At 37.3% G+C, this 25,800-nt stretch carries 22 protein-coding genes; 13 read left to right on the forward strand and 9 right to left on the reverse strand.

Annotated elements, in window-relative coordinates; genetic code table 11:
- Positions 1–351 (forward strand): group II intron maturase-specific domain-containing protein (locus tag FG383_RS16860; protein WP_281285353.1); only part of this gene is annotated, 351 nt, incomplete at its 5' end.
- Between the two features lie 101 nt (positions 352–452).
- Here FG383_RS16860 and FG383_RS16865 read toward each other — a convergent pair.
- From FG383_RS16865 to FG383_RS16875, 3 genes are all read right to left on the reverse strand, one after another.
- Positions 453–1,541: a M42 family metallopeptidase gene (locus tag FG383_RS16865; RefSeq protein ID WP_142608566.1), complete on the reverse strand. Its 1,089-nt coding sequence runs from the start codon at positions 1,539–1,541 to the stop codon at positions 453–455.
- An 80-nt stretch (positions 1,542–1,621) separates the two neighbouring features.
- Complete coding sequence (locus tag FG383_RS16870) at positions 1,622–3,535, reverse strand: DUF2207 domain-containing protein (protein ID WP_185907987.1); 1,914 nt, start codon at positions 3,533–3,535, stop codon at positions 1,622–1,624.
- 79 nt (positions 3,536–3,614) lie between these two features.
- The gene (locus FG383_RS16875) at positions 3,615–4,100 is read right to left on the reverse strand and encodes a dUTP diphosphatase (protein ID WP_142608568.1); all 486 of its coding nucleotides are present in this window, start codon (positions 4,098–4,100) and stop codon (positions 3,615–3,617) included.
- A gap of 93 nt (positions 4,101–4,193) precedes the next feature.
- Here FG383_RS16875 and FG383_RS16880 point away from each other — a divergent pair, with 93 nt between their 5' ends.
- The 11 genes from FG383_RS16880 to FG383_RS16930 all read left to right on the forward strand — a co-directional run bounded on the left by FG383_RS16880 (position 4,194) and on the right by FG383_RS16930 (position 18,897).
- Positions 4,194–4,580 (forward strand): sigma-w pathway protein ysdB, encoded by a 387-nt coding sequence (locus tag FG383_RS16880; RefSeq protein WP_142608569.1) that lies wholly within the window; start codon positions 4,194–4,196, stop codon positions 4,578–4,580.
- A 991-nt stretch (positions 4,581–5,571) separates the two neighbouring features.
- Positions 5,572–6,024, forward strand: a complete 453-nt coding sequence (gene cbpB / locus FG383_RS16885; protein WP_142608570.1) for a cyclic-di-AMP-binding protein CbpB — start codon at positions 5,572–5,574, stop codon at positions 6,022–6,024.
- Between the two features lie 94 nt (positions 6,025–6,118).
- Entirely contained in the window at positions 6,119–6,994 is an 876-nt protein-coding gene (locus tag FG383_RS16890) for a transcriptional regulator CcpC (protein ID WP_142608571.1), read from the forward strand.
- A 56-nt stretch (positions 6,995–7,050) separates the two neighbouring features.
- Complete coding sequence (locus FG383_RS16895; protein ID WP_142608572.1) at positions 7,051–9,459, forward strand: hypothetical protein; 2,409 nt, start codon at positions 7,051–7,053, stop codon at positions 9,457–9,459.
- Positions 9,456–10,385, forward strand: coding sequence for an ABC transporter ATP-binding protein (locus tag FG383_RS16900; protein ID WP_142608573.1), 930 nt, complete (start codon positions 9,456–9,458; stop codon positions 10,383–10,385). The genes FG383_RS16895 and FG383_RS16900 overlap by 4 nt, the downstream gene beginning before the upstream one ends.
- Position 10,386: 1 nt before the next feature.
- Positions 10,387–11,229, forward strand: coding sequence for an ABC transporter permease (locus tag FG383_RS16905; protein WP_142608574.1), 843 nt, complete (start codon positions 10,387–10,389; stop codon positions 11,227–11,229).
- A 13-nt stretch (positions 11,230–11,242) separates the two neighbouring features.
- Entirely contained in the window at positions 11,243–12,667 is a 1,425-nt protein-coding gene (locus tag FG383_RS16910) for a hypothetical protein (protein ID WP_142608575.1), read from the forward strand.
- A gap of 12 nt (positions 12,668–12,679) precedes the next feature.
- Positions 12,680–13,672, forward strand: a complete 993-nt coding sequence (locus tag FG383_RS16915) for an AAA family ATPase (RefSeq protein ID WP_142608576.1) — start codon at positions 12,680–12,682, stop codon at positions 13,670–13,672.
- Positions 13,669–14,544 carry a DUF58 domain-containing protein gene (locus FG383_RS16920; RefSeq protein WP_142608577.1) on the forward strand — a complete coding sequence of 292 codons (876 nt, stop codon included), beginning with the start codon at positions 13,669–13,671 and terminating at the stop codon, positions 14,542–14,544. The genes FG383_RS16915 and FG383_RS16920 overlap by 4 nt, the downstream gene beginning before the upstream one ends.
- A gap of 11 nt (positions 14,545–14,555) precedes the next feature.
- Positions 14,556–16,316, forward strand: a complete 1,761-nt coding sequence (locus FG383_RS16925; protein ID WP_142608578.1) for a vWA domain-containing protein — start codon at positions 14,556–14,558, stop codon at positions 16,314–16,316.
- Positions 16,300–18,897, forward strand: coding sequence for a VWA domain-containing protein (locus tag FG383_RS16930; protein WP_142608579.1), 2,598 nt, complete (start codon positions 16,300–16,302; stop codon positions 18,895–18,897). Before FG383_RS16925 ends, FG383_RS16930 begins: the two co-directional genes overlap by 17 nt.
- 284 nt (positions 18,898–19,181) lie before the next feature.
- Here the strand turns inward: FG383_RS16930 and FG383_RS16935 are convergent, their stop codons facing one another.
- From FG383_RS16935 to FG383_RS16960, 6 genes are all read right to left on the reverse strand, one after another.
- On the reverse strand, positions 19,182–20,369 hold the full coding sequence (locus tag FG383_RS16935; RefSeq protein WP_142608580.1) for an MFS transporter: 1,188 nt from the start codon (positions 20,367–20,369) through the stop codon (positions 19,182–19,184).
- Between the two features lie 152 nt (positions 20,370–20,521).
- The gene (locus tag FG383_RS16940) at positions 20,522–21,595 is read right to left on the reverse strand and encodes an ABC transporter substrate-binding protein (RefSeq protein ID WP_142608581.1); all 1,074 of its coding nucleotides are present in this window, start codon (positions 21,593–21,595) and stop codon (positions 20,522–20,524) included.
- Positions 21,592–22,395 (reverse strand): ABC transporter permease, encoded by an 804-nt coding sequence (locus FG383_RS16945; RefSeq protein WP_142608582.1) that lies wholly within the window; start codon positions 22,393–22,395, stop codon positions 21,592–21,594. The genes FG383_RS16940 and FG383_RS16945 overlap by 4 nt, the downstream gene beginning before the upstream one ends.
- Positions 22,382–23,203 (reverse strand): ABC transporter permease, encoded by an 822-nt coding sequence (locus FG383_RS16950; RefSeq protein WP_142608583.1) that lies wholly within the window; start codon positions 23,201–23,203, stop codon positions 22,382–22,384. The genes FG383_RS16945 and FG383_RS16950 overlap by 14 nt, the downstream gene beginning before the upstream one ends.
- The gene (locus FG383_RS16955) at positions 23,193–24,299 is read right to left on the reverse strand and encodes an ABC transporter ATP-binding protein (RefSeq protein WP_142608584.1); all 1,107 of its coding nucleotides are present in this window, start codon (positions 24,297–24,299) and stop codon (positions 23,193–23,195) included. Before FG383_RS16955 ends, FG383_RS16950 begins: the two co-directional genes overlap by 11 nt.
- A gap of 15 nt (positions 24,300–24,314) precedes the next feature.
- Entirely contained in the window at positions 24,315–24,857 is a 543-nt protein-coding gene (locus tag FG383_RS16960; RefSeq protein WP_142608585.1) for a helix-turn-helix domain-containing protein, read from the reverse strand.
- 476 nt (positions 24,858–25,333) lie between these two features.
- On the opposite strand from FG383_RS16960, the gene FG383_RS16965 reads away from it, so the two are divergent.
- A complete protein-coding gene (locus tag FG383_RS16965) occupies positions 25,334–25,777 on the forward strand; it encodes a thioredoxin domain-containing protein (protein ID WP_142608586.1) in 444 nt (147 codons plus the stop codon).
- The last annotated feature ends 23 nt before the right edge of the window (positions 25,778–25,800 follow it).

Raw genomic sequence — 25,800 nt, forward strand, 5'->3', positions numbered from 1 at the left:
GTCCAGTTGGACTACCGAATTTTAAAACTAAAACAAGTCATACTTGGGTGGGTTAATTACTTCAGAATCTCAAATATGAAAACAGCGATGACTGAGATAGATAAGAAGCTTCGTTTCAGAATTAGAGTGATTATCTGGAAGCAATGGAAGATACCGAAGAAACAAATCCAATCGCTTGTTCAATTGGGAATTCCGAAGGAAGAAGCGAAAGGATTAACTTACTGTCGAAAAGGTTATCGGTACATCGGACTTTCAAAAGTTGTTCATAGAGCAATCTCAAATAAAAGACTAAAGCAGAGAGGGCTCCCCTCTGCTTTAGAACATTATCTAAAGGTACACACTGTAATATAAATTGAACCGCCGTATACGGAACCGTATGTACGGTGGTGTGAGAGGGGCGGAAATAATTAAATTATTTTCCCTCTACTCGATTGTACTATAACTATTACTCTTTAATCAAAAGTTATTTTATTCACTGCATCGCGGTCTAGTTTTTTAATTACTTCTACGATCAATTTGACTGTGTTTTCATAATCATCACGATGAAGAATTCCTGCATGTGAATGAATATAACGAGTTGCAATACCAATAGATAATGCTGGAACTCCATTTAATGAAATATGCATAGAGCCTGCATCTGTTCCCCCACCAGGTATCATCTCAAACTGATATGGGATATTATTTTCTTCTGCAGTATCTACAACAAAATCACGTAATCCTTTGTGGGATACCATCGAAGCATCGAATAATACAATTTGAGGACCTGCCCCCATTTTGCTAGTCGATTCTTTTGCTGTAATTCCAGGTGTATCTCCAGCAATACCAACGTCCACCGCAAACCCAATATCCGGATTTACTTTTGCTGTAGAAGTTTTTGCTCCACGAAGTCCAACCTCTTCTTGAACTGTTCCTACACCATACACGATGTTCGGATGTTTTTCCTCTTTCAATCCTTTTAATACATCGATTGCAATGGCACAGCCAATACGGTTATCCCATGCTTTGGCAAGCAGTAATTTTTCATTGTTCATTACAGAGAATTCGAAGTACGGTACGACCATATCACCTGGTAATACTCCCCACTCCATCGCTTCTTCTTTAGAAGAGGCACCGATATCAATGAACATATCTTTTACATCCACTGCTTTTTTGCGGGCATCAGCCGTTAAAATATGAGGAGGTTTAGATCCAATGACACCTGTAATCGTATCTCCTTTACGAGTCACAATCGTTACTCTTTGCGCTAGCATTACTTGAGACCACCAACCACCAACTGTTTGGAAGCTTAAAAATCCTTTGTCATCAATTTTAGAAATCATAAAACCAACTTCATCTAAATGTCCTGCCACCATAATTTTAGGACCATTTGCATCGCCCACTTTTTCTGCGATTAAGCTTCCTAAGTTATCGTATTCTATTTTATCTGCAAAGGGCTTTATGTATTTTTCCATTACTTGACGAGGTTCACGCTCATTCCCCGGAATCCCTTTTGCATCGGTTAATTCTTTAAGCATTGTTAACGTCTCATCTAACTTTGTCATTATTTCGCCCTCCTAAATATAACTGCATTATCTATTATATTCTAAATTCAGCCTGTTTTCAAAATTGAGCGTTATACTTTCTAATCGGCTCCTGCTCCTCCGCCGCCGCTATCACCGCCACTACTACCTCCATAAGATCCTCCTGAATCAGAAGATCCACTACCCGAGGTAACACCAGTAGACCATTTCCATGATTTCGTCACATAGTCCATTGGATCTGTTCCAGCAATTAATAGTGCTGCTAATGGGAGCGCTTCATCTGCAGCTGGTATTTGCACATTTTTTCTGCCAAATAAATATGCACGTATCGTCCACTTCTCCTGCTCCACTTTCGTAAGCCCTTCAGGCATACCATTCCTCATACTTCTTTGGAAAGAGCGAATATTATCTTTGGCACGCACAGCATTCATCGAAAGAATGTTTTTCGGTACTGCAATATATAAAAGAATAATGGCCAAAATAACACCAATGAGTTCACTCATCAATTCATCATTTACTATATTCCCTACCATTAAACTAATTACTATCATATAAAACACAAAAAAGCCGCGATCGTTTAATTTAATCCAATTAATAATAAGAAATATTATCGTGATGATAGCAAGGAACACAATACTTCCACCACTCCCAAGGTCTGCATCGTAACTTAAAGCTACGAATATGGACAACAACATAATGGCTAAACTTATCATAATCTTTGGCAACCGATGATGGAAAGTTCCTGCTTCTACTAGTTCGTCCTGTACTTTTTTATGCCAAGCTTTTTGATTCTTTTTAAACTCTTTCGTTCTAGCATGATAGTAATTGGACATTCCTTTATCACTTTCTTTTTTAGGCGCACCAGCTACATCATGTAGATGAAATGCCCATTTACTTGAACCACTTCTTGTATTAAAAAGCCATTGAATAAGATAGTTCTCGGATACTGCCTTCGCATTTCCTCCATTTTTCAATCGAAACAATAAAGTTTCTTTCGGAGCCTTTGGGTCATTTTTAAAGCGGACTGCGGCTTCTGACAGCTTGACTATCGCAGCTTCTTTTTCAACTAATGAAAATAAACCTGCTAAAAAAGCTTTCTTATTCATTTTCCCATTTTTATACACTGAAAATAAATATAAAATATCGATATCCAGTATACTTTCACCAATTCCTTTTCTCCAAAAATGCCTTTGGGGCAAACCTATGATGAATAGAATTGCTATGATTACTAATGTGAGCGAAACTTTAGGTATAATATTAATAAGCTCAGGAATATTGGATAACCTTTTTTGCAAGGCATCTGCTTGTTTTTTTTCGTTCGCAAAAGCTTCATTCATGGAAATAGAACTTTTCGTTTTCTCCATGTTTGTCAGGACGGTAGAAGGAAAAAAGAAAGTTGTTTTCGTTACGGAAGAAGACTCCGAAATCGGCGTTTTAAACCGAATTCCAAATTCGGACTTCCCATTTGGTGCAGCATTTCGATCAAAGAATACTCCATCGAATTTGGACGGATCCATCGTCTGAGGAAGAATATAGTCTATTATCACTTGCTTATAATCTTGATCATGTGCATCCCCATCTTCAAAATACGTAACATTTGCAACACTGTATGTATCATACGCTTTCACTGCATTTTTAAGCGTATAGACATACAAAAAGGAAACTTGCTCATTTGTTTTGTTTATACTCGTTCGATATACGCCACTTTCTTTTGTAACATTTAATGTGTTTAACGTATTATCTTCGATGAAACCCGGTTCTGGACTTAACGTCGTTAATTCATGAGCGTAAAAGTCTTTTACATTGCGATCATGTTCTTCTGGAAATGATCGCTTTAAACTTGTATAAGTTCCATCAAAGTTATACGTGAATACTTCATTCACTAATAAATCACCATTTGGTTGAATCCAAGATTTTATATGTATTTTGTCTATTGAATAAGATCTCGCTTCCGCAACTACACTTGATGAAAAAGCTAACAACAATAAAACAAATAAAAAAAAGAACTTTTTCATACATTTCACCTCAACATTACTAAGCTTTATATTAGTATGTTTACGGCTCACATTTGAAAAAGTTCCAATTTTATTACTTTTAATATCCGCTCTTCTGTCTTTCATAGTTTGTTTCATTTTTGGAAATATACGCCTGCAATACATCTTCACTACTAAAACCTAACTTTTCTGCAATTGCACCATACAAAATCCAAATCTTTTCATATGTACTTTTCGTTGTTTCATGTAAAAACCCCAAAATAGCCTCGTTTGTTAGAAGGAATAGTGTAGTCAAATCTTCCTCTTTTTCTTCCACTGGCCAATCCGTTAAATCGTCTAAGCCTTTCGCAATCCCTAGTGACAATAGAAAATGAATAGAGTCGACATACTCTTCTAAAATAACATGCCGTTCAGATGGTCCCTTTTCACTCCAAAACTTAAAGCAACGTGTTTCATTTGCAAGTTCTGCAAGCTCAACAACTAATGCTAATCCTTTTTTTGTGAAAATATCTCCATCCACTTGTTTGTTTGATTGAATATATTCGTCTAAAGCACGCTGCATTGTAAAAAGTTTTTCTAAATTCATCTTTTCCTCCAATAAATTTCATTTATTTTGAAACCAAACTACCTCCTCTATCGTATAGCAATTACTATGTATTTTACAAGGAGGACATTTAAAATGATCTTTTTACTTCGATTGCTAATAATTGTCATAATCATATATGCATTTTATAAAATTCTTCGTTATTTGTTTGATCCAAAGCGAAAATTAGATGAGGCTTATGAAAAAGAACAATATTATTTTTATGATGATATTAAAAATATCCGTAAAAACTTTTTCATTACATATAAAGGCGCATTATTTGAAGGAGAAAAATATTTAGGTGCTACTGATCAAGCATTTGAGGTCGTCTCTATTTTCGTATGGACAAAGGATGTAGCTAAACTACAAGGTTTTCGAAAAGAGGATTTTCGTTTTTTACAAAATGAAATACGCATGAATTACCCGTCTGCTAAAATTAACTGGAAAAGCCCAATTGAGCAGTTAATGAAAGAGGAAGCATAACAAAAGCGCTAAAGTAACTGTATCTGACCAGATATAAAATGGAAACGGTGACGCACATAATAGGGATACTGCGTGGTAGTGGGTTGAAAATGAGTGTCCGCTGGGATTTCCGCTGCTGGGCGGACGCTTTCCGTGGGGTGAGCGATGAGCCTTCACCGCCGCGCCTGAGAAGTCTCATTTTGCTCACACAGAGGAACAAAGGCTAAAAACGCCACATCGTGTGGCAACGCCTTCGTGACCAACATCCTGTTGGCCTCCACTGGAGTCGCCTCCCAGCAGCGAAAATCCATGGGAATTGCTTGCTAATTTTGCGTCTACTGTTATCAGAGCTTTAAATTGATCAGATTCACTACGCAATATTTATTAAAGCTAATTAGAAAATGCTTTCTCCAAATAAGTAGAGTATTTACTTAGGATAAAGTTCATTTCATACAACCATTTATAGGTATGAAACCTCGTATTCATCGTTGTCTCACTCCAAGTAAACTTGTTATTTTAAGATTTGGTTGCTCTCGCATTTGATTTGATTGCTTTCCGAATAGAACTGGTTGCTTTCAATGACGAGTTGGTTGCCCTATGCCATTTACTGGATTCTCCCTTTTGAAAAACTGGTATAAAATTTTGTTTTTTTACGATCCGAAGCTGATATGTAAGCAATTTCCTTTGATTTTCGCTGCAGGCGTCGACTCCTACCGGATAAGTGAGCAAAATGAGACACCCCAACGTACGCCTAAGCGGCGGGGGTGGCTCATCGCTTACCCGGCGGAAAGCGTACGACTGTAGCGAAAATCACAGCGGTCACCTTATAAAGCTTTTTACCACGCAGTATCCCTAAACTGCGAGAACTGTCCATTTACAAGGATAACTTTTTCATTCCAAACAAAATAAAAAAATGTAAGCGATTCCATAGTTTTTTCATCTGTTCATATGCTATCATAGTTTCATAGGGGATGTTTTCTTAAAGGGAAAACAGACAAAGGAGTAGAATGCTATGATAGTTGCAAGCAGTAAGGATTTTTTACAAATTCCAATCGAGGATTATATTATATCAGCAGAAAAAGTAGCACATGTACAATTAGGAAATAACGCAGAACATGCATTATTAGTTCTGACGAAAACGGGGTATTCTTCTATACCAGTACTTGATGTGAAATATAGACTACATGGACTTGTAAGTTCACAACAAATAACAGATGAAATTTTAGGATTAGAACATATTGAATATGAACGATTGCCTAATCTTAAAGTTGACGATATTATGAAAACGGATGTACCGGTTATTCACATTAAAGAAAAATTCCAAAAAGGGTTAGATTTGTTAGTGAATAATCCTTATGTATGTGTTATAGACGATGAACGAACTTTTTTGGGAATATTAACGAGAAGAGTCATTTTAAAACAAATGAAAAAATATTTATACCAAACACAAGAAACTCAAGTATAATGATGTAAAAGTAGTGAAGGCCTCTTATTTATAAAGGGCCTTCTTTTTCATGTAAGGACGATATGGATGATACTGAAAGAAAGGATGATAAAAAATGACTTCCGATTTTCTCATTATTAAAATATTGGCAGAAGAACAAAATATGCGAAAAGCAGCAGAGCGTTTGTTTCTTTCACAGCCGGCACTGTCACAACGACTTCAAACGATTGAAAAAGAATGGAATACTAAGCTGTTTTTACGTTCCCAAAAAGGATTGACTGCCACTCCGGAAGGCGAATTAGTCATTGAATTTGCGACTAATATGATTCAACAAAAAGAAGAATTATACGAAGCAATTCAATCGCTAACGACTAAAGTGCATGGAACTTTGAAAATCGCTTGTGCATCTATTGTAGGACAAAACTGGTTGCCGAAAGTACTGAAGGATTTTGTACAAACATATCCAGAAGCAAAGGTTTCCCTACTAACTGGTTGGAGTTCAGAAATTGTCAAAGCTATATATGATGGGGAAGCGCAAATAGGGATTGTGCGTGGGCAAACAGACTGGAAAGGGAATAAAATACATCTGTTTCGGGATACGCTGTATTTAGTAGATAAAGAAATGACTTCTATAGACGATGTATTAACAACAGATAAGCCGTTTATTCAATTCAAAAGTGATTCAAACTATTATCAGGAAATTCAGCAATGGTGGCAAAAACATTTCTCTAGTAATCCGAAAAGACAAATAATTGTAGACCAAATTGAGACATGTAAGCAAATGGCTCTAAATGGAATTGGCTATGCTATTTTGCCATCTATTACATTGACTGGACAAGAAGATGTGCATAAAATTCCTTTAACAAATAACGAAGAGCAGTTTGAGTTAACACGGGATACTTGGCTTATTGGTTATGATGCAGCATTTGAACTTCCTCAAGTGGAAGCTTTCGTCAGCATTGTAAAAAAACATGCACAAATATTTCAATAAGGAACTTTCGCCTTTTAATAGCGTACTAATAACTAAGAAGTAAAGGGGGAAATACGATGCATATTCGGAAGTTAGCGCTATTTATTTCAGTAGTATTTATCTATTTTACATTATTACCAACAGTTAGTGCTCTAGCAGCGCCTAACTTAAATGTGAAGGTAACGACTGGATTTAATGGGAAAGCAAAATACGGAGAAGGCTTACCGATTACCTTAACGGTTGAGAACAAAGGAGATGCATTTTCTGGGGATCTCGTTTTAGATACGGTGGAGTCATATAACCTAGGAAACGCACTTTCTATTCCATTTGAAATCGCAGCAGGAGAAACAAAAACGGTTCAAGTGGCAGTAAGTGGCTTGGGAGAAGACTATATGTATCAAGGGTCAAATGTTCAACTTATCCACTTTTTTGAAGGAGGATGGGAAAAAGGAAAATCCATCGATTTCAAGGGAACAAAAAACTTACGAACAAATTTTTATGATCCTACCACTATTTTTTATCTAACCTTGACAAACAGTGCAGATCGACTAAAAGCTTTGAACCAAATAAAACAACCAAACCAATTAAATGATGAAGCGATCCATGTTGCCCAGCTCAGTAATTTTTCTCTACCAACCGATGCGATAGCATGGGAAATGGCTGACTATATTATTTTAGATGAATTTGTTCTAGCAGATTTAGCCGATACGCAGCAACAAGCACTTATAGATTATGTTAAAACTGGCGGGTATATCTTGATAGGTGCTTCAGCTAACCTTACAGCTGAAGTTGGGAAGTTAGGGGATTATTTGCCATTAACGTTAGAAGGAACTACACAAACGATAGCGGCAGATAATATGCGCGCATTTACTGCAAATAATACATTATCCAATGATTTAATCGTACATAAGTCTTCTTTAAATGATGGAGCTACACCATTATTTAATTTGGATGGAACAATACTAGCAGGAAAGAAACAAATAGGCAGTGGTGCAATTATCCAAACGACTTTTTCTCTTGGTGACGATCCATTAGCGAAAGATCCTGTTTACAGTGATTTAATGTCCACTATTTTACAGGCTGTAAAAGTGCAAAATATGCCGAATATGTATGGTTATAATAACAGTAAAGACCAACTCGTTTATGAATTAGGAGATACGAATTCTTTATTTAGTTCGTTTAAAGTTTCTACACCATTAATGATTGGAATCGTAGTCGTTTATATGATTATTATTGTGCCACTACTATATATCGTGTTGAAAAGAAAAGATAAAAGGGAGTATGCTTGGGGGATTATACCACTCACAGCAATCATTGCTTCCGCTGCTATTTTCGGTTATGGAGCAAGAGATCGCATTGCTCGTCCGCAAGTACAACAATCTTCTTTTTTACATGTGAATGAAGATAAAAGTTTGCAAGGATATTATGCAGAGTCTATTTTAAGTAACAAAAGTGGTGATTTTACTTTTGAAGCCCCTACTACTACAACGATGGTTGCAAAGCGAAATTATAATTCATTTACAGGACAATCACCAAATGTATACGAAAATGCAATTATGGAAAAACATGCAACTAGTAGCGAGTTAACGTTTCGAGATGTAGGATACTGGTCTGTTTCTTCCTTGTTCGGTGAAACCCAAATACCGGAAGTAGGAAATTTTGAAGTAGACCTTCGGGTGGAAGCAAGTCAACTTACTGGAACTATCCAAAATAACTTCCCATTTGTCGTAAAAGAAGTTTCGGTTTGGTCTGGAAGTAAATTAATCCCATTAGGCGATCTTAAACCAGGCGAGAAGCTTGAAGTAAATAAAAAGTTAAGCTCCGTCATGTTAATGCCGATTTCCAATCCGTATGCCAATCGGAATTTTGGGATGAATTCAGGGACGTCCATTGATTTAGTAGAACAACGAAAGCAGTCGATGTATTCCACAAGTTTAATGGCAGATCAATACGGAAATAGCCCCGTAATTTCTGGTTTTGCAGAGGATAATATTGTACCTATTACTTTAAAAGATAAAAAAGTCGAGATGTCAGCCTTACATTTACTCATCCAGCCATTTACAGCAGAAACAATCTTTGCCGGGGAATTTGTATTACCTGCCAATATGTTCACTGTGAATGTAAGTACGAATGAATACGGTAAATATATGGAACCAGTCATGAACAACAGTTTGGAATGGCATTTAGATGATGGAGAATATAATGTATATTGGAAAATCCCTAATACAATCCCATTAGATAAAGTAAATTGGACACAATTACAAATTGCGAATACGGATCGAAATTCCCAGTCAATCGAGATATGGAATATAGAAACAGGGAGCTTTGAAGAAATAACTGAAAGCAGATTTACAAATACGGAAAATATCCAACATTATATTAATGATGAAGGCGAGCTATATTATAAATTGCAGAAGAAAACGGTCGATGGAAATGCCTATACAAGACTTCCAGAAGTAAGATTGAAAGGGGAGGTTACGCAATGATAGAGATAAAAGGATTAACGAAAAAGTATGGCTCTTTTTATGCATTGAATGACTTAAACCTTACATTAGAAGAAGGAACAGTATTCGGATTTGTTGGAGCGAATGGAGCTGGAAAGTCTACTACTTTTTCGATATTAGCGACACTTCTCCAACCGACTTCTGGCGATGCTTTTGTGAATGGAAAAAGTGTAAAAACCGATGCACATGAAGTGCGGAAGCAAATTGGTTATATGCCCGATTTTTTCGGTGTTTATGATCAGTTAAAAGCAAATGAGTATTTAGATTTTTATGGAGCAAGCTACGGTATTTCGGAAAAGGAAAGAGAGGTGTTAATACCTCAATTACTGGAGCTTGTTAACTTAAGCCATAAGCGCTATGACTATGTCGATTTACTTTCTCGCGGGATGAAGCAACGTTTATGTTTGGCACGTTCGCTAATTCATGATCCGAAAGTGTTAATACTTGATGAACCGGCTTCTGGTCTAGATCCAAGAGCACGGGTCGAAATGAGAGATATACTAAGACAATTAAAAGGAATGGGCAAAACGATTCTTATTTCCTCTCATATATTACCGGAGTTAGCAGAAATGTGTGACGAAATCGGCGTAATCGATGGGGGAAGATTAATAGCTCATGGTTCCGTTGCAGATATTCAAGCACAACTTGCAGGTGAAAAACAAATAACGGTGAGACTGAAAGGATTGTTAGAAAACGCGGTTAACTTTTTTGAAGAAGATCCTTTTGTTTCTAAAGTAGAAATAGCTGCGGAGAAAAATGCGATTACCTTTGCATATAGAGGTACGGAAGAGGATCAAATCGATTTGTTGAGAAAAGCGCTAGACCAATCATTAAAAATTATTTCTTTCTCGGAAACAGAGACGGACTTAGAAGATGTATTCATGGAAATTACGAAAGGGGTGAAATAGGATGAAGCAATTACTAGCAAATCCAGTATTAGTAAAAGAAATAAAACTTCGCTTTCGCTCGTTAAAAAGTTTTACGGGTATCCTCTTTTACTTAATCGCGATGTGTATATTTGTATTTGGCTTTATTATGCTGACTACTTCGTTTACTGGTACTGGTTATTTCCGACCGGAAGAAAGTTTCTTCATGTTTGCGATGTTAACGTATATTCAGCTAGGGCTTATTCTTTTTATTACCCCTGGATTAACAGCAGGTGCCATTAGCTCAGAGCGGGAAAAGCAAACGTTAAATATTTTGCTAACCACTGCCCAAACTTCTTTTCAAATTATTTTCGGGAAGTTAACTTCTTCTATCGCTTTTCTTTTGTTATTAGTAGTAGCTGGTTTACCTATTTATAGTTTAGTGTTCCTTTTTGGAGGAGTATCACCCGGACAACTGGGGATCATTTTTTTATTTTTCTTTTTAACGATGCTTGCCATTGGTGGCATTGGCATTATGTACTCTACCATTATTCGTAAAACGATTGTAGCAATGATTGCGACTTATGGAACGATGATTTTCTTCACTGCGGTCACTGGGTTTATCTACCTTGTCATAACAGGTATGAATAGCATGGCAGCAGGTACGCTAGCGTCATCCCCTATCGCTCATTTTTTTGCAAGTATTAATCCAGTTGTTTTAATGCTTACGTTAATTTCACCAGGTTCGGATAGCTTCATCACCGAATCTACGAAAGTGGACATACCGATTTGGATTGGATATGCCATTTTCTATATTTGTATAACAATTTTGTCGATTATTATTGCTGTGAAAAAATTACGTGTAAACATGAAGCGTACTAGATGAGGAGGAAGTTAAGATGGGTAGCGGGCATAAGTTAATTCGTACTATTGGGAAAGCTAAAAGTCGTCTTGCGTTGGAACATTATATTAGAATGCTGCAAGCGGCCTTGTTTTATGGATTTACTTCTGCTGCGGCTATTCTACTTGTCTCTAGGTTATTCGTCTTGCCATATTATGTTCGACTAGCAGTGATTGTCGGTAGTATCGTTTTTATCGCCGTATTTTTGTATGCATTTTGGAAAAGACCTTCTAGAGAAGAAGCGACTCGAACATTGGATGCTTTCTTTCCAGATAATTTACTGTTAACCGCCGTTTCTTTCTTACATGATAAGTCACCGCTCATCAAACAGTTACTGGGAAAAACAGAGCAGAGCAGTGAAAAAGCATTTGTACAATTTCAGCAGCGGCAGAAGCGTTATATTCAGCCTAAGTGGATGATTGGGTTTGTCATTGCTTTTACTGCTGTTCTTGTACTTTATGCATTTCCAGCAGCGACACAATTGGAAGCAAAGGATATTGAAAAAGAAGAGCAAATTGTAAAGGAAATGAAAAAAGAAGTAGATAAATTAGAGAAAAAAGAATTAGCACAATCTGTTAAAAAAGAATTAAAGGAATTAAAAGAGAAACTTAAGGAAGTAGAAACTGCAGAAGAAGCATTACGTGATATCGTGAAAAAGCAAAAAGAATTAGCTTTAAAAGAACAAAAGTTAGAAAAAAAGAAGGAGCTTGCAGAACAAGAAGGCTCTACTGAATCATCTCTTACGGCAGAGGAGCAAAAAGAACTTGCTTCATTAGAAGATACGGTAAGCGCTTTATCGAAAAGTGCAGCCACTTCTCAAACTGCTCTAAGCAAGATGGGAAAATCATTTCCTTTTACTTCTAATGAAATAGCACAAAATAGCTCGAACGCAAACACACAAAAAAATTCTAATCAATCAAATCAAAGCCAAGGACAAAATCAAAGTCAAGGCCAAGGACAAGGCCAGAGTCAAGGTCAGGGGCAAGGTCAGGGGCAAGGTCAGGGGCAAGGTCAGGGACAAGGACAAGGACAAGGACAAGGACAAGGACAAGGTCAGGGACAAGGCCAGGGGCAAGGTCAAGGATCCGGTTCCGGTTCAGGTCAAGGGTCAGGACAGGGTTCAGGTTCGGGTCAAGGTTCTGGAGCAGGTAAGGGTTCCGGTGGGAGAGATTTACTTTCCATTCCAACAAGAATCGGTGGAACTGGTGACACTTCTGTAGACGGAGGTCAGCTAGGAGAAGGAGAGGCTGCTAGTGAGCAACCTGGCGAAGTGCCAGTGACACGTGGAACAGCAAAGCCTTATGAAGAAGTTGTCAATGAGTATGCAGATTCATATATAAAAAGCTCCGAGCGCTTGCAACTGCCATCGGATTTACAGCGCATCGTTCAAGATTATTTTTCAACCGTTGAAAATAGTGAATAATGGAGGGTAATGATGACTTTTACAACAGAGGATTACACAAATATAAGTAAACGTTTAGAGGAAGTTCGAGCGGAAATAGGACACTTTATCGTAGGTCAAAAAGAAGCTGTAGAATTTTCCATTTATTGTGTTCTAGCAGATGGCCATGCTTTACTAGAAGGACTTCCTGGGCTTGGGAAGACAATGCTTATTCGAACTATATCGGAAGTACTTGATTTATCTTTTTCGCGAATTCAGTTCACCCCAGACTTAATGCCATCCGATATCACGGGAACGAGTATGATTGAACGATTGGAAAACGGAAAACAGCAATTCACATTCCAAAAAGGACCTATTTTTAGTCAAATGGTTTTAGCGGATGAAATAAACCGAGCAACGCCGAAAACACAAAGTGCACTTCTAGAAGCAATGGGGGAAAAAACAGTAACGGTTCTTGGAGAAACGAAGCAAATGGATAAACCTTTTTTCGTGCTTGCAACACAAAACCCAATTGAAATGGAAGGAACATACCCATTACCAGAAGCACAAATGGACCGTTTCTTATGTAAAATACTTGTTTCGTACCCAACAAAAGAAGAACTGATGGAAATTACAAAGCGAACGACTGGTGGTCAAACCATTCAGTTGAATAAAATAATGGATGCGAGAGAAATTGTACTCGCACAACAAATGGTAAAAGAAGTACTAATAGCAGATGATATGCTGGAGTATGCAGTGGATCTAGTAGCTGCCACCCATCCAGAAGCAGCGATTATTCCAGAAGTTGCACAATACGTACAATACGGAAGTGGACCTCGTGGTTTGCAAAGTCTTATAAAGCTTGCGAAAGCCCGTGCGTTAGTTGCTGGACGTTATCATGTATCGATTGCAGATATTAAATCTGTTGCCAAGCCAGTGCTCAGACATCGTTTATTACTAAACTACGAAGGAGAAGCAGAAGGAAAAACAGCAGATGAGCTAGTAGATATCGTGTTGCAAACGATTAAACAAGGACAAAACGTATGACTACGAACACGATAGTGCCAAAAGATTGGGCAGGAAAGTTAAGTAGGTTATCCATTTCTACTAAGTCCAAATTGCGAGGGCAACATAAAGGCTCACACCGTTCGCAGCGCTTCGGGGCATCACTAGATTTCTCTGATTTTAGAGAGTATAGCCCAGGTGATGATGTACGCCAAATAGACTGGAATGTCTATGCGCGAACGGATAAGTATTTCATTAAACGCTTTTTAGATGAACAAGAAATGCGCGTACATATTTTACTCGATTGTACGAAGTCCATGAGTGATCCACTGAAATGGACATTTGCAAAACAGCTTGCGGTATCACTCGGTATACTCGTTTTACAACGGGATGATCGTTTGTCTTTTTCAGCAGTAAGTGAGGATAAAAAACCGCCATTTAGACGGAAAGGTGCTACGTATCGGAAAGCCTTTACGCAAACCATTTCTGATTTAAATGAGCCAATTATGACTGCTTCATTTGCCGAAAATGCAATTCCTTTTTTACCGAAAGACAGCACTGTTTTATTCGTTATTTCGGACTGCTTGGAAAGTTTGGAATCTTGGGAAAAAGCACTTCGAAAATTACCCAAATTTGCAGGGGATATTCGTATTTTACAAGTAGTAACAAATGATGAGCTATCACCAAGCTATACAGGAGATGTGCAAGTAGTAGATGTGGAAACTTCGGATCAGTTAAATGTGTCTATATCTTCACGGGTACTCGAATCCTACGAAGAAAAGAGAAAATTACATCAAAATGGTCTGGAATTATTATGCAATAAGTTCGGAGCAAGATTACTTCAAGTAAATGCAGATGATGGTATTTCGCATGTACTGTTTCAACAACTATTACGTGCAAATTGGGTGCAATGAGGTGAGATTACTTGGGTTTTAATCAACTACTATTTTTATGGACAGCTATTTTTCCAATTGCTGTATTACTTTATTATTTCTTCCGAAAAAAATATGCAAAGCAGCCTGTTTCTTCCACACTTTTTTGGCAAGAAGTGATGAGAGAAACGAAAGCGTCCCCTTATTTGCAGCACTTACAGAGAAATGCTTTATTTTATTTGCAAATGATTGCGATGATTTTACTTGTTTTTGCTTTACTTCAACCTTTTTGGAAAACGAAGGCGCTTGCCGGAGAACAAATTGTGTTTGTTGTAGATACTTCTGCTACGATGGAAGTTCACACTGCGAATGATTCCACACTTTTTGATAAGCATAAAAAACAAATGCTCCAACTTGCTGAAAGCTTATCAGGTAAGCCACTTACCATAGTTACAACTGGCAATGAACCGAATGTAGTAGTCCGTGCGGAAACGAATCTCGATCAAATAAAGAGCGAGATTGATAAACTGGAAGTCAGCTATGAAGAGGAAAATATGTCGAAATCATTAGATTTTGCACAATCGTTTTTTCAGCATAAAGCAACTTCTGTTTATATTTTCACGGATGTATTAGATCGAAAGGAACTCCCTTTGCAATATGAAAATGTCACTTGGAATGTAGAAGGGCTAACGTCAGAAGTAGCAAACCTGTCGATGAAACGATTCGGTGCCACCAAAACGAATAATGGTATTTCTGCATTAATTCAACTAGAAAATCAATCGAATAAAGAGCAAATAACAGAACTCTCCATAGCGAATGAAAAAGAGGATTTATTGAAAGAAAACGTCACAATTCCGGCAAATGAAACGATTACGTTATCATTTGATGAATTAGCGGAATCCTCTTTTTTAAAAGCATCTCTTAATGCAAAAGATGGTTATGCATTAGACAATACGATGACCGTATTTATGCAAGATCAATTATCGAAAGTATTTATCGATAGTGGGTTGCATGCGCTAGTGAGGACCGCATTTCAATCAATGGATATTGAAGTTAGCAGCGTACCGACCGAACAAATAGGGCTACTATCAGAAGAAGGTATTGTTGTTACGAATCAATTTGGACTTATAAATCAACTAGAACGACCAACCTTATTCATCGGAAGAAACGACGTAAATGCGTTGGAAGTAAATGGTGAAGTTCAAACAACGGAACATGCGCTTTTTTCTTTCGCTAATTTATCCGATATTTATGTGAGTAGCGTATATCCAGAAATTCAAGGGTATACGACGATAGCAACAGTTGGGGATCAGCCATTTATTCAAGTTTCTCCTCGTGGGGATATTGTCGTGTTAGCGGATATTCAGATGACTGATTGGCCACTTCACCCATCTTTTCCGCTATTTATGTGGAGTGTGAAGGAACAACTATCTGCTGGAAATACGTATTTAGGTACGTTTACTCCAAATGAAAGAAGACCTCAATCATTAGGAAGTGCAGCGAATGAATGGGAAATATACACATTGGATGATTCCTATCAATATTCGATCGAAAATGGTGGAGCATTTATCGCACCGAAGAAACCAGGATTATACGTACTTCGTTCCAATGATATCGTAAAAAACTTTTCCGTTGCTTTATCTCAAAGTGAGAAAGAAATTGAAAAGGGAAATACGTACAAAGTGAGTGGGGAACAAATAGAAATGAGTGAAAATTATTCGCAACATTCCTTTGTTCCATATATTTTACTACTATTGTTACTACTATTTGTAATAGAGTGGGAGGTGCAAAGACGACGTGGATTTACGAGTTGACCAACCACTTTGGCTATTGTTATTTGTGCCAATTGTTATTTATTTTATTTGGACGTGGAAAAAAGAGAAGAAAGGTTTTCGTAAAGAAGGAAAGGTTGTCTTTTTTCTTCGAATACTTGCCATTTTTTGTTTAATTTTAGGTTTGACCAATCCTTATCTTTTATTGCCAATTAAAGAAGAACAAGTACTTTTCTTAGTCGATCGTTCCGCTTCTGTGCAAGGAACGGACAGCCAAGTGACTTCATTTATCGAACAAAGCTTAGACTCGCGAAAAAATACACAGCTTGTAGGTGTATATACATTTGCAGATGACTTTCAATCAGAGGTAGCTTTAACTGCTGGTGAAATAAATTTACCTGTTTTCACGCCGATGAAAGCACCAGGCGACACTGATATAGCAAGAGCTTTGCAACTAGCAACTGGAATCGTAGAACCATCGAAAGCGACTCGAATAGTTCTCTTCACGGATGGATTAGAAACGAGTGGATCAGTACATGACGAGCTTTTGAAAATTGCTGGTGGAAACGTGACGATTGATGTTGTCCAACTAGAAAGAGTGTCTTCGGAAGATGTTGCGATTACCTCGTTCGAAACACCATCTATAGCGTTTGAGGGAGAGCAGCAACAACTGAATGTCCAATTAGAAGCGACGACGAATACAACAGGTGAATTATTGCTCTATGAAAACGATCAATTGTTATCTCGTGAGCAAATTACACTAGAACAAGGTTCAAATAGTTTTACGTTTCGAAATGCATCGACTGGAGAAGGTTTATTAAAGTATGAAGTCGAAGTCATCGTGAGCGGTGATGGATTAATCGAGAACAACAAACTGACGAGTGTAACAAATGTGGAAAGTTCTCCCCATCTATTAGTCGTAACGCATGATGGGAACCATTCTAATATTCCAACTGTTATTGATCAAGCCGCTATACAAACGGATGTTATAGATGCAAGTGCCCTGCCCTTTGATTTATCGAATTATTTACGATATGATGCAATTATTTTTGATAATGTTCCAGGTCATGTTGTAGGGGAGCAAAAAATGACGGTCATTGAACAAGCGGTGAAAAATTTCGGTGTCGGCTTTATGATGGTCGGAGGAACAAATAGTTTTGGTTTAGGCGGATATTTTAAAACGCCAATTGAAAAATTATTGCCTGTCGAAATGGAGATTAAAGGAAAGCATCAGCTACCATCGCTCGGTTTAGTCATCGTGATGGACCGTTCGGGAAGTATGAGTGGTTCTAAATTCGACTATGCAAAAGAGGCTGCAGCTCGTTCAGTGGAAATGCTTCGTGAAGGGGATACATTAGGATTTATCGCTTTTGACGATCGTCCTTGGGAAATAATCGAAACGGCCCCTCTTTTGGACAAACAAGAAGCATTAGACACGATCTTATCTGTTGGAGTAGGCGGGGGTACAGAAATTTACTCGAGTTTAGCACTAGCTTATGAAAACTTAGCTCCGTTAAAATTACAGCGTAAGCACGTCATTTTATTGACCGATGGACAATCTGCTTCAACCGGTGATTACCAATCGTTAATCGAAGAAGGAGCAAAAGATTTAATCACCGTTTCGACTGTAGCAGTTGGGCAAGATGCGGATAGAGCCTTATTAGAAAATTTAGCTGAAATGGGAGGAGGAACATTTTACGATGTCGTAGATGAATCGACCATTCCAGCCATTATGTCTACAGAAACGGCGATGATTTCCAGAACATATATTGAGGATAATCCATTTTATCCGATTATTTATGGAGATTCTACATGGACGAGTTTGTTTACAGAAGGAGTGCCGCAAATGAATGCTTACATTGCGACAACACCGAAACAAACTGCATCCATTATTGCTGAAAGTGAAAAAGAAGATCCCGTACTTGTGGAGTGGATGTATGGGCTAGGAAGAACAATGGCGTTCACTTCCGATTCTACTGGGGCTTGGAGCGGTGATTTTGCTAGATGGAACCATTGGGGCGATTTTTGGAACACAGCGGTATCACGCTTACTACCAGCCTACAGCGAAGTGCCTTTTACGATTCAAAAAGCGAGTGATGGTAGTTATACAGTTACGGATCCTTCAGGGAAATCCTCTTTTCTGGAAGTAGCTGCGGTCAATGAAAAAGGGGAAGAACTCCCTGTTTCATCCGAACCACTTGCACCAGGAAAATCCCGTGTTACAGTGGAAAGCGATCCAGGTCTAGTATTTTTCCGAGTGTCCAATGAACAAGATGCCGTTTATCAAGCAGGTATTTCTATTCCATATAGTGAAGAATACAAAGTACAAAAGCCAAATACAAATAAGTTAGAGATGATTGTAAATCGAGCCGGCGGTAAAATACTTACCGAAGCATCTGATGTATTCCGAACGATCGATTTAAAAAGTTCGGAGCGACAATCAATACAGCAAATGCTAATTTTGGTTGCAATCGTGTTATTTTTCATCGATATTACGATTCGGAGATTTGGTTTTAACCAATTACTCGCACCATTTAATAGGATTAAGAAAAAGCACATAGAAGAGACTGCTACGGGTACAAGTAATGTCGAAAAACTAGTTAGAGGGAAAAAGAATAGGTAGAAAATGGCTAGGGGCGACTAATTAGAATCTATAAGCAACTAATTAGCATTCTAAAGCAACCAATTTCACGTTGAAAGCAATCAAATATAGAACAAGAGCAACCAAACGAAAACACCCGAAGCCAATGAACATATCCGCTTCGGGTGTTTGCTATTTTTCGAAGTGAGAAATGTTTTTTTGTTCCGATAGAGTGGGTCATTGCTCGTAAACTTCTTTAAGGAAAAAACAAGGTAGGAAAAAGTGAACCCATCACTTTCTCCTACCTTGTTTTACTTTATAGAAATTTAAGCAATAACTGGTTTTTTCTTCTTAATCCAAACAATCGTAATACTCCATGAACATAAAAGTATGATAGAACCAATAACAAAAGGAAAGTTAATATTAATATCAAAAAATATCCCCGCAAGCGCTGGACCAATCATATTTCCTAAGCTCATATATGCATTATTCATACCAGCGGCAAACCCTTGTTCATCTCCCGCAAGCTTCGAAACGACCGTATTAACGGCTGGTCGGATTAAAGTAGTTGCAGTAGAGAATAGAGTAGCTATTAACAATACTAGCGCGAACCCATCTACTAAGAAAAATGCTAATAAAGATAATGCTGCACCAACAAGGCTGAATAAAATGACATTTAGCTCACCGAAACGTTTAAATAGTTTATTGACAATTAACGTTTGTACAATTACACCGGCAAATCCTCCAACGGTCAAAACAATGGCAATGTCTTGCGGAGTGTAATTATATTTATGGTCCACATATAAAGAAAACGTTGTTTGGAAATTTGCAATTCCGAACGAAAAAACGAAAATAATAATGAGCATCATGAAATAAGGAGTTTTCATCGAGTTTTTCATTTGAACAAGTATATTTTCCCGTTTTTTCTTTACTGAAGCATTTTCAGCAATCGCATGTTTGACATCTGGTAAGATGATAAAAGAAATTACAGCAGAAAGAATTGCTGCAATGGCAGCCATATAAAAAGGAAAAGTTAAACTTACTTTTGCCAAAAACCCACCAATCGCAGGACCTATCATGAATCCCAAAGACATAGAGGCACCAAGAAAGCCCATCCCTTTTCCACGATCTTCAAGGGTGGTAATATCGGCAACAAATGCCATCGTCGCCGGAATTAAAAAAGCTCCCCCTATTCCACTAATAAATCGTGCAGCATACAGCATCCACTCATGTGTTGCTAAGCCGAACCATAATTGTGAGGCGGAAAACACAACTAATCCAACAATAATAAGTTTTTTACGCCCATACGTATCGGATAAATCTCCTGCTAAAGGAGAGAAAACAAACTGGCCTAACGCAAAAGATGCAATGATAAATCCTAGTGCTTGACCTGCTACGCCAAACGTTTCTAAATATTGAGGCATGACTGGAATAACTAGACCGATACCAGCCATAGCGATAAACATATTAAACATTAATATGTACAATGCAAATTGTGATGATTTCTTCGCCATATAATTCCTGCTTTCTAAAAATTTCTATTTACGTGTCTATCGATTCTACCATATTCGTGAAAGAATAAAAACTTTCGCGACACGAATAATTAATAATTGTTAATTTGGAAAATAAGAAAATAGAGCCGCCCGTAAATAGGCGGCTCTACACTTTAGTTTGTACTCATTTTAAACTTCAAAAATAACTCGTTATAGTTACCCAACATTTCAAGACCGAGATTATTATACACTTCTAAATGATCTCTTGTCTCTTCCGTAGGATAAAATCGTTCATCTGAAATTACCTCTTCATCCATCAATTCCATTGCGGCTGCATTTGGAATGGAATACCCAACATAATCGGCATTTTGAGCAGCTACTTCCGCATCTAGCATAAAGTTTATAAATGCATGCGCTCCAACTACATTCGCTGCAGTTTTTGGTATAACCATATTATCGAACCATAAGTTAGAGCCTTCTTCAGGAACCGAATAGTCTAGCTCTTCGTTTTCCCACATCATGTCTGCTGCTTGACCAGACCAAGTTAGCGCAACAGGAGCCTCTTCATTGACCATAAGTTGCGTCACTTCATCGCCAATAATTGCTTTTACATTAGGCGTAAGTTTACTTAACTTAGCAGCGGCTTCTGCTAATTCGTTTTCATCAGTCGAGTTTAAAGAATAACCTAAGCTATTTAAGCCCATACCAATCACTTCACGGGCACTATCGACTAACAACACTTGTCCTTTTAAAGAAGGATCCCATAAAGCTTCCCAGCTATCGAATGTTTGTCCATCTAGTAAGCTAGGGTTAAATACAATACCTACCGTACCCCAAAAGTAAGGGATAGAAAATTCGTTTTTCGGATCAAATGATAAATCTAAAAAGTAAGGATCGATATTTTTTAGATTTGGAATCATTGAATGATCAATAGGTAAGAGTAGATCATTTTCTTTCATTTTTTCAATTGCATACTCCGATGGAACGGCAATATCATACGAAGTTCCGCCTTGTTCAATTTTCGTCATCATCGCTTCGTTAGAATCGAATGTTTCGTAGACTACGCGGTAGCCTGACTCTTCTTCAAATTGAGCGATTAAATCCGGGTCAATATATTCTCCCCAATTGTAAATTGTCACGGTGTCACTACTTGCTTTGCCTGAGCTTTTATTCAAATAGTCATTTACAAAAAACAAAGCGATACATACGATAATGATTGCAACGGCTGCTTTTATAATGTCTCTCATTTTCGTACCCCCATTCCAACAGGGTTTTTCCCTCTTTGATTAATAAAGTAATAACCAACAACGAGGAGAATCGTCACGATAAAGATAATGCCAGATAACGCATTGATCGTAAGGGTAATACCAGCACGTGCCATCGAGTAAATTTCTACAGATAATGTGCTAAATCCATTTCCTGTAACGAAAAAAGTAACCGCGAAATCGTCCAGCGAGTAAGTCAGTGCCATGAAGAACCCTGCAAAAATACCAGGTTTAATAAAGGGAATAATGACTCTTCGTAAAATTTCTCCTTTTGTCGCACCAAGGTCTGCTGCCGCATCTATTAAAGAACTATTCATCTCCTGCAGCTTCGGTAACACCATTAATACAACGATCGGAATACTGAAGGCTATATGCGAGATCAACACCGATGCAAACCCTAATTTAACACCAATCATCGTAAATAGGATTAAGAAAGATGCCCCTATCACAACATCAGGACTAACGATTAACACATTGTTTAACGATAATAAAGAATTTCGTATAGATTTGTTGCGCATATACACAATGCCAATCGAACCAAATACGCCAATGATCGTTGCGATTAAAGCAGAAAGAAGTGCAACGATAACCGTATTAATCAGAATCATAATCAGTCGAGTATCGGAAAATACCGCAGCATAATGTTCCCAAGTAAACGATTCAAAATTATTCATGCTACCCCCACTATTGAATGAATAAAAGATCAAATACAATATTGGGGCATATAAAATAATGAAAATAAGGGCTAAGTAAATTTTCGCTGTGTTACTAGTTCTTGCCATTAGAAGTAGCCCCCTTTTCTCTTTGACCAGTAATAATCATCACAATTACCATAAATATAATTAGGAATACAGCAATGGTCGAACCCATTCCCCAGTTTTGCGTAACTAGAAATTGTTGTTCAATCGCGGTACCAAGTGTAATTACTTTGTTCCCAGCGATTAGTCGAGTAATCATGAAGAGCGATAGGGAAGGGATGAATACTGCTTGAATTCCTGCTTTCACTCCATTTGTCGTTAAAGGAAAGATTACTTTTGTAAAGGTTGTCCAACTTGATGCGCCTAAATCTCGACTTGCATCGATTAATGATGGATTCAATTTATCGAGTGCGTTAAAAATAGGCAAAATCATAAATGGGATAAAAATATAAACAGATACAAAAATAAAACTAAAGTCTGTAAATAGAATTTGTGTTTCCCCAAAACCAAACACATTTAAAAATGCATTGATCGGACCGTACAATCCAAAAATTCCAATGAATGCATACGTTTTTAATAACAAGTTAATCCACGATGGAATAATGATTAATAACAGCCACAATTGTTTATGCTTCGTTTTTGTCAGCAAATAAGCTGTTGGGTATGCAACAATTAAAGAAAAGAACGTAATAAGAAATGCGTACCAAAAAGAACTAAGTGTTAGCTTTAAATAAATAGAAGTGAAGAAGTTTTTATAATTGTCTAATGTAAAATTACCGCTTAAATCGAAAAGGGAGTAATAAGCAATTAACGCAATTGGTGCAATGACAAACAATAAAATCCAAGCAAAATACGGTATTAAATAAAACGTTTTAGTATTTTTAGTTTGCATATGCGTCTTCTCCGTAAGACTCAAGTCGCTTATCAAATTCTTCTTCTGTTTCATTTAGGCGCATAACATGAATTGCTTCTGGATCAAAGTCTAGCCCGATAAATGCTCCAACTTCCGCTTTTTTAGTGGAGTGGACTAGCCATTCATTTCCTTCATCGTCATATGTGGATAGCTCGTAGTGAACTCCTCTAAATAATTGCGTATCTACTTTTACTTTCATTTTCCCTTTTTCCACAGTTGTAATTTCTAAATCCTCTGGACGTATAACAATATCGATATTTTCATTTGGATTTAGTCCTTGGTCGACACATTCAAATTCTTTTCCGCCAATTCGCACACGGAAATCGGCAACCATTGTGCCAGAAACAATATTTGATTCACCAATAAAATCTGCCACAAATCGATTAATTGGTTCATCGTAAATGTCCATTGGTGTTCCACTTTGTTCAATATTACCTGCATTCAGTACGAATATTTCATCTGACATCGCTAATGCTTCTTCTTGGTCATGCGTAACGAATATAAATGTTTTGCCTAATCGTTGTTGCAGCTCACGCAGTTCGTATTGCATTTCCGAACGTAGTTTTAAATCTAGAGCAGATAGCGGCTCATCAAGTAAAATGATTTCCGGATCATTTACAATGGCTCGAGCAATCGCTACACGCTGTCTTTGTCCACCAGACATTTCCGCAATTTCTCTATTTTCATAACCTGATAAGTTAACAAACTTCAATGCTTCTAACACTTTTTCTTGGATTTCTTGTTTACCTAGTTTTTTAATACGAAGACCAAATGCCACATTTTCAAACACATTTAAGTGTGGAAATAGCGCATAGTCTTGGAATACTGTATTTACTTGGCGTTCGTTTGCGGGAACATTATTGATCAATTTTCCATTAAAATAAATATTTCCACCAGATGGTTGCATAAACCCTGCGATCAATCGCAAAATGGTTGTTTTCCCACAACCAGATGGACCGAGTAGCGTATAAAATTTGCCACGCTCTAATTCAAAGTTAATATCTGTTAGTACGGTTGTTTCTGCATCATAATATTTTGTGACATTCTCAAAACGAATGATAGGTGTCTCCGACATAATATACCTCCAATTTTATAAATAAGAATTTGTGACGACATAAATTACTTGTGTTTCTTCATCTGCTGCATTTTTCAATAGATGATCATCTGCTGCTTCAAAGTACAAAGATTCTCCTTTAGAAGCAAAATATTGCTGTTTGCCAAGCATTAACTCTACTTTTCCTTTTAAGACGTATATAAATGTTTCAGAAAGAGAAGGCTCAAATTGCTTAAACTGGCCGTTATTTCCTATTGTGATGAGAACAGGCTCCATTACATTTTCATTGGAATCGGAAATGAGCCAGTGAAGTTTATAACCTTTTTCTTCATCGACATGAATTGTTTGCTCTTCTACTTCAAAAACCACTTTTGTACGCGCTTGTTCGTCATCAAAAAAGTCTTTCGGTTTAGAACCGAGTACATTTAAAATGGAAAAGAGTGTTTCAATGGAAGGGGAGTTAATATCCCTTTCGAGCTGGGATATAAATCCCTTGCTTAAATCTGTTCTTTCCCCTAATTCTTCTTGAGTTAAACCTTTCTTAAGGCGTAATCGTTTAATTTTCTTTCCAATTTGCAATATTATTCCCCTCCTCCTTTGAAAAACAAAGTTTATTTTAACATAACTTTAAGTTTACTTTAACAACTTATTCATATAATTTCAAAAAAAAAATTCGTTTTTGTCCCACGTCTCTTGATTAACCAATTTCCACCATTAAAATTTCACGAGAATTGAGCAAGGATCCCATTTTCCACTTGTACGTTTTCAGTTCGCTTTGGACGAAATGATCACAACATCATTACCGGAAAAATACGAAAGGGATGCGACAAAGTCGCATCCCTTTCGTATCAAGAATTCTCGGTAATGGTGTAGAACTTGTTTTCGTTCAAAGCACTCCAAAAGGACCTAGATATAAAGTACCAGCTTGTTATCAAAATATTAATAAGTAATTTACTGGGTACTTTTGGATAATCAACAATTGTGTTTTTGTCCTGTTCCCTTTTTATCACCAAGCATACACTAGCTATGGACGAAAAGGAAAAGGGGAGACATAGTTGCGATTAAGAGAGGAGTTACCCGAATTTTCAAGTGACATGGAATGGTTGAACGGAAGTGTAACGAAAGAAAAATTAATTGGGGAAGTACCTTTATTAGTACACTTTTGGTCCATTAGTTGCCATTTATGTGAGAATACTTCTGGGATTATAAATAGATGGAAAAAGACATATGGAGATAAATTTCAATTAGTTGGAATTCATATGCCATTAACTAAAGAAGATGTGAACAATACGTTAATAAAGCAGAAAGCTGAACGAATGAGTATGACAAATTCCATATACCTAGATCACGATTTAGTTGTATCCGAAAAATTCCAAAATCGAATTGTCCCATCTTTTTATCTGTTTGATAATCAAGGATTGCTTCGCCACATACAATCTGGCGAGAGTGGTTTTAGGATGTTAGAAAAAAGGTTAATACTTTTAATGAAAGATCAATAATACTAAGGTTAGCTATTTGAGTA

This window comes from Psychrobacillus soli (assembly GCF_006861775.1).
Taxonomy (GTDB): Bacteria; Bacillota; Bacilli; order Bacillales_A; family Planococcaceae; genus Psychrobacillus; species Psychrobacillus soli.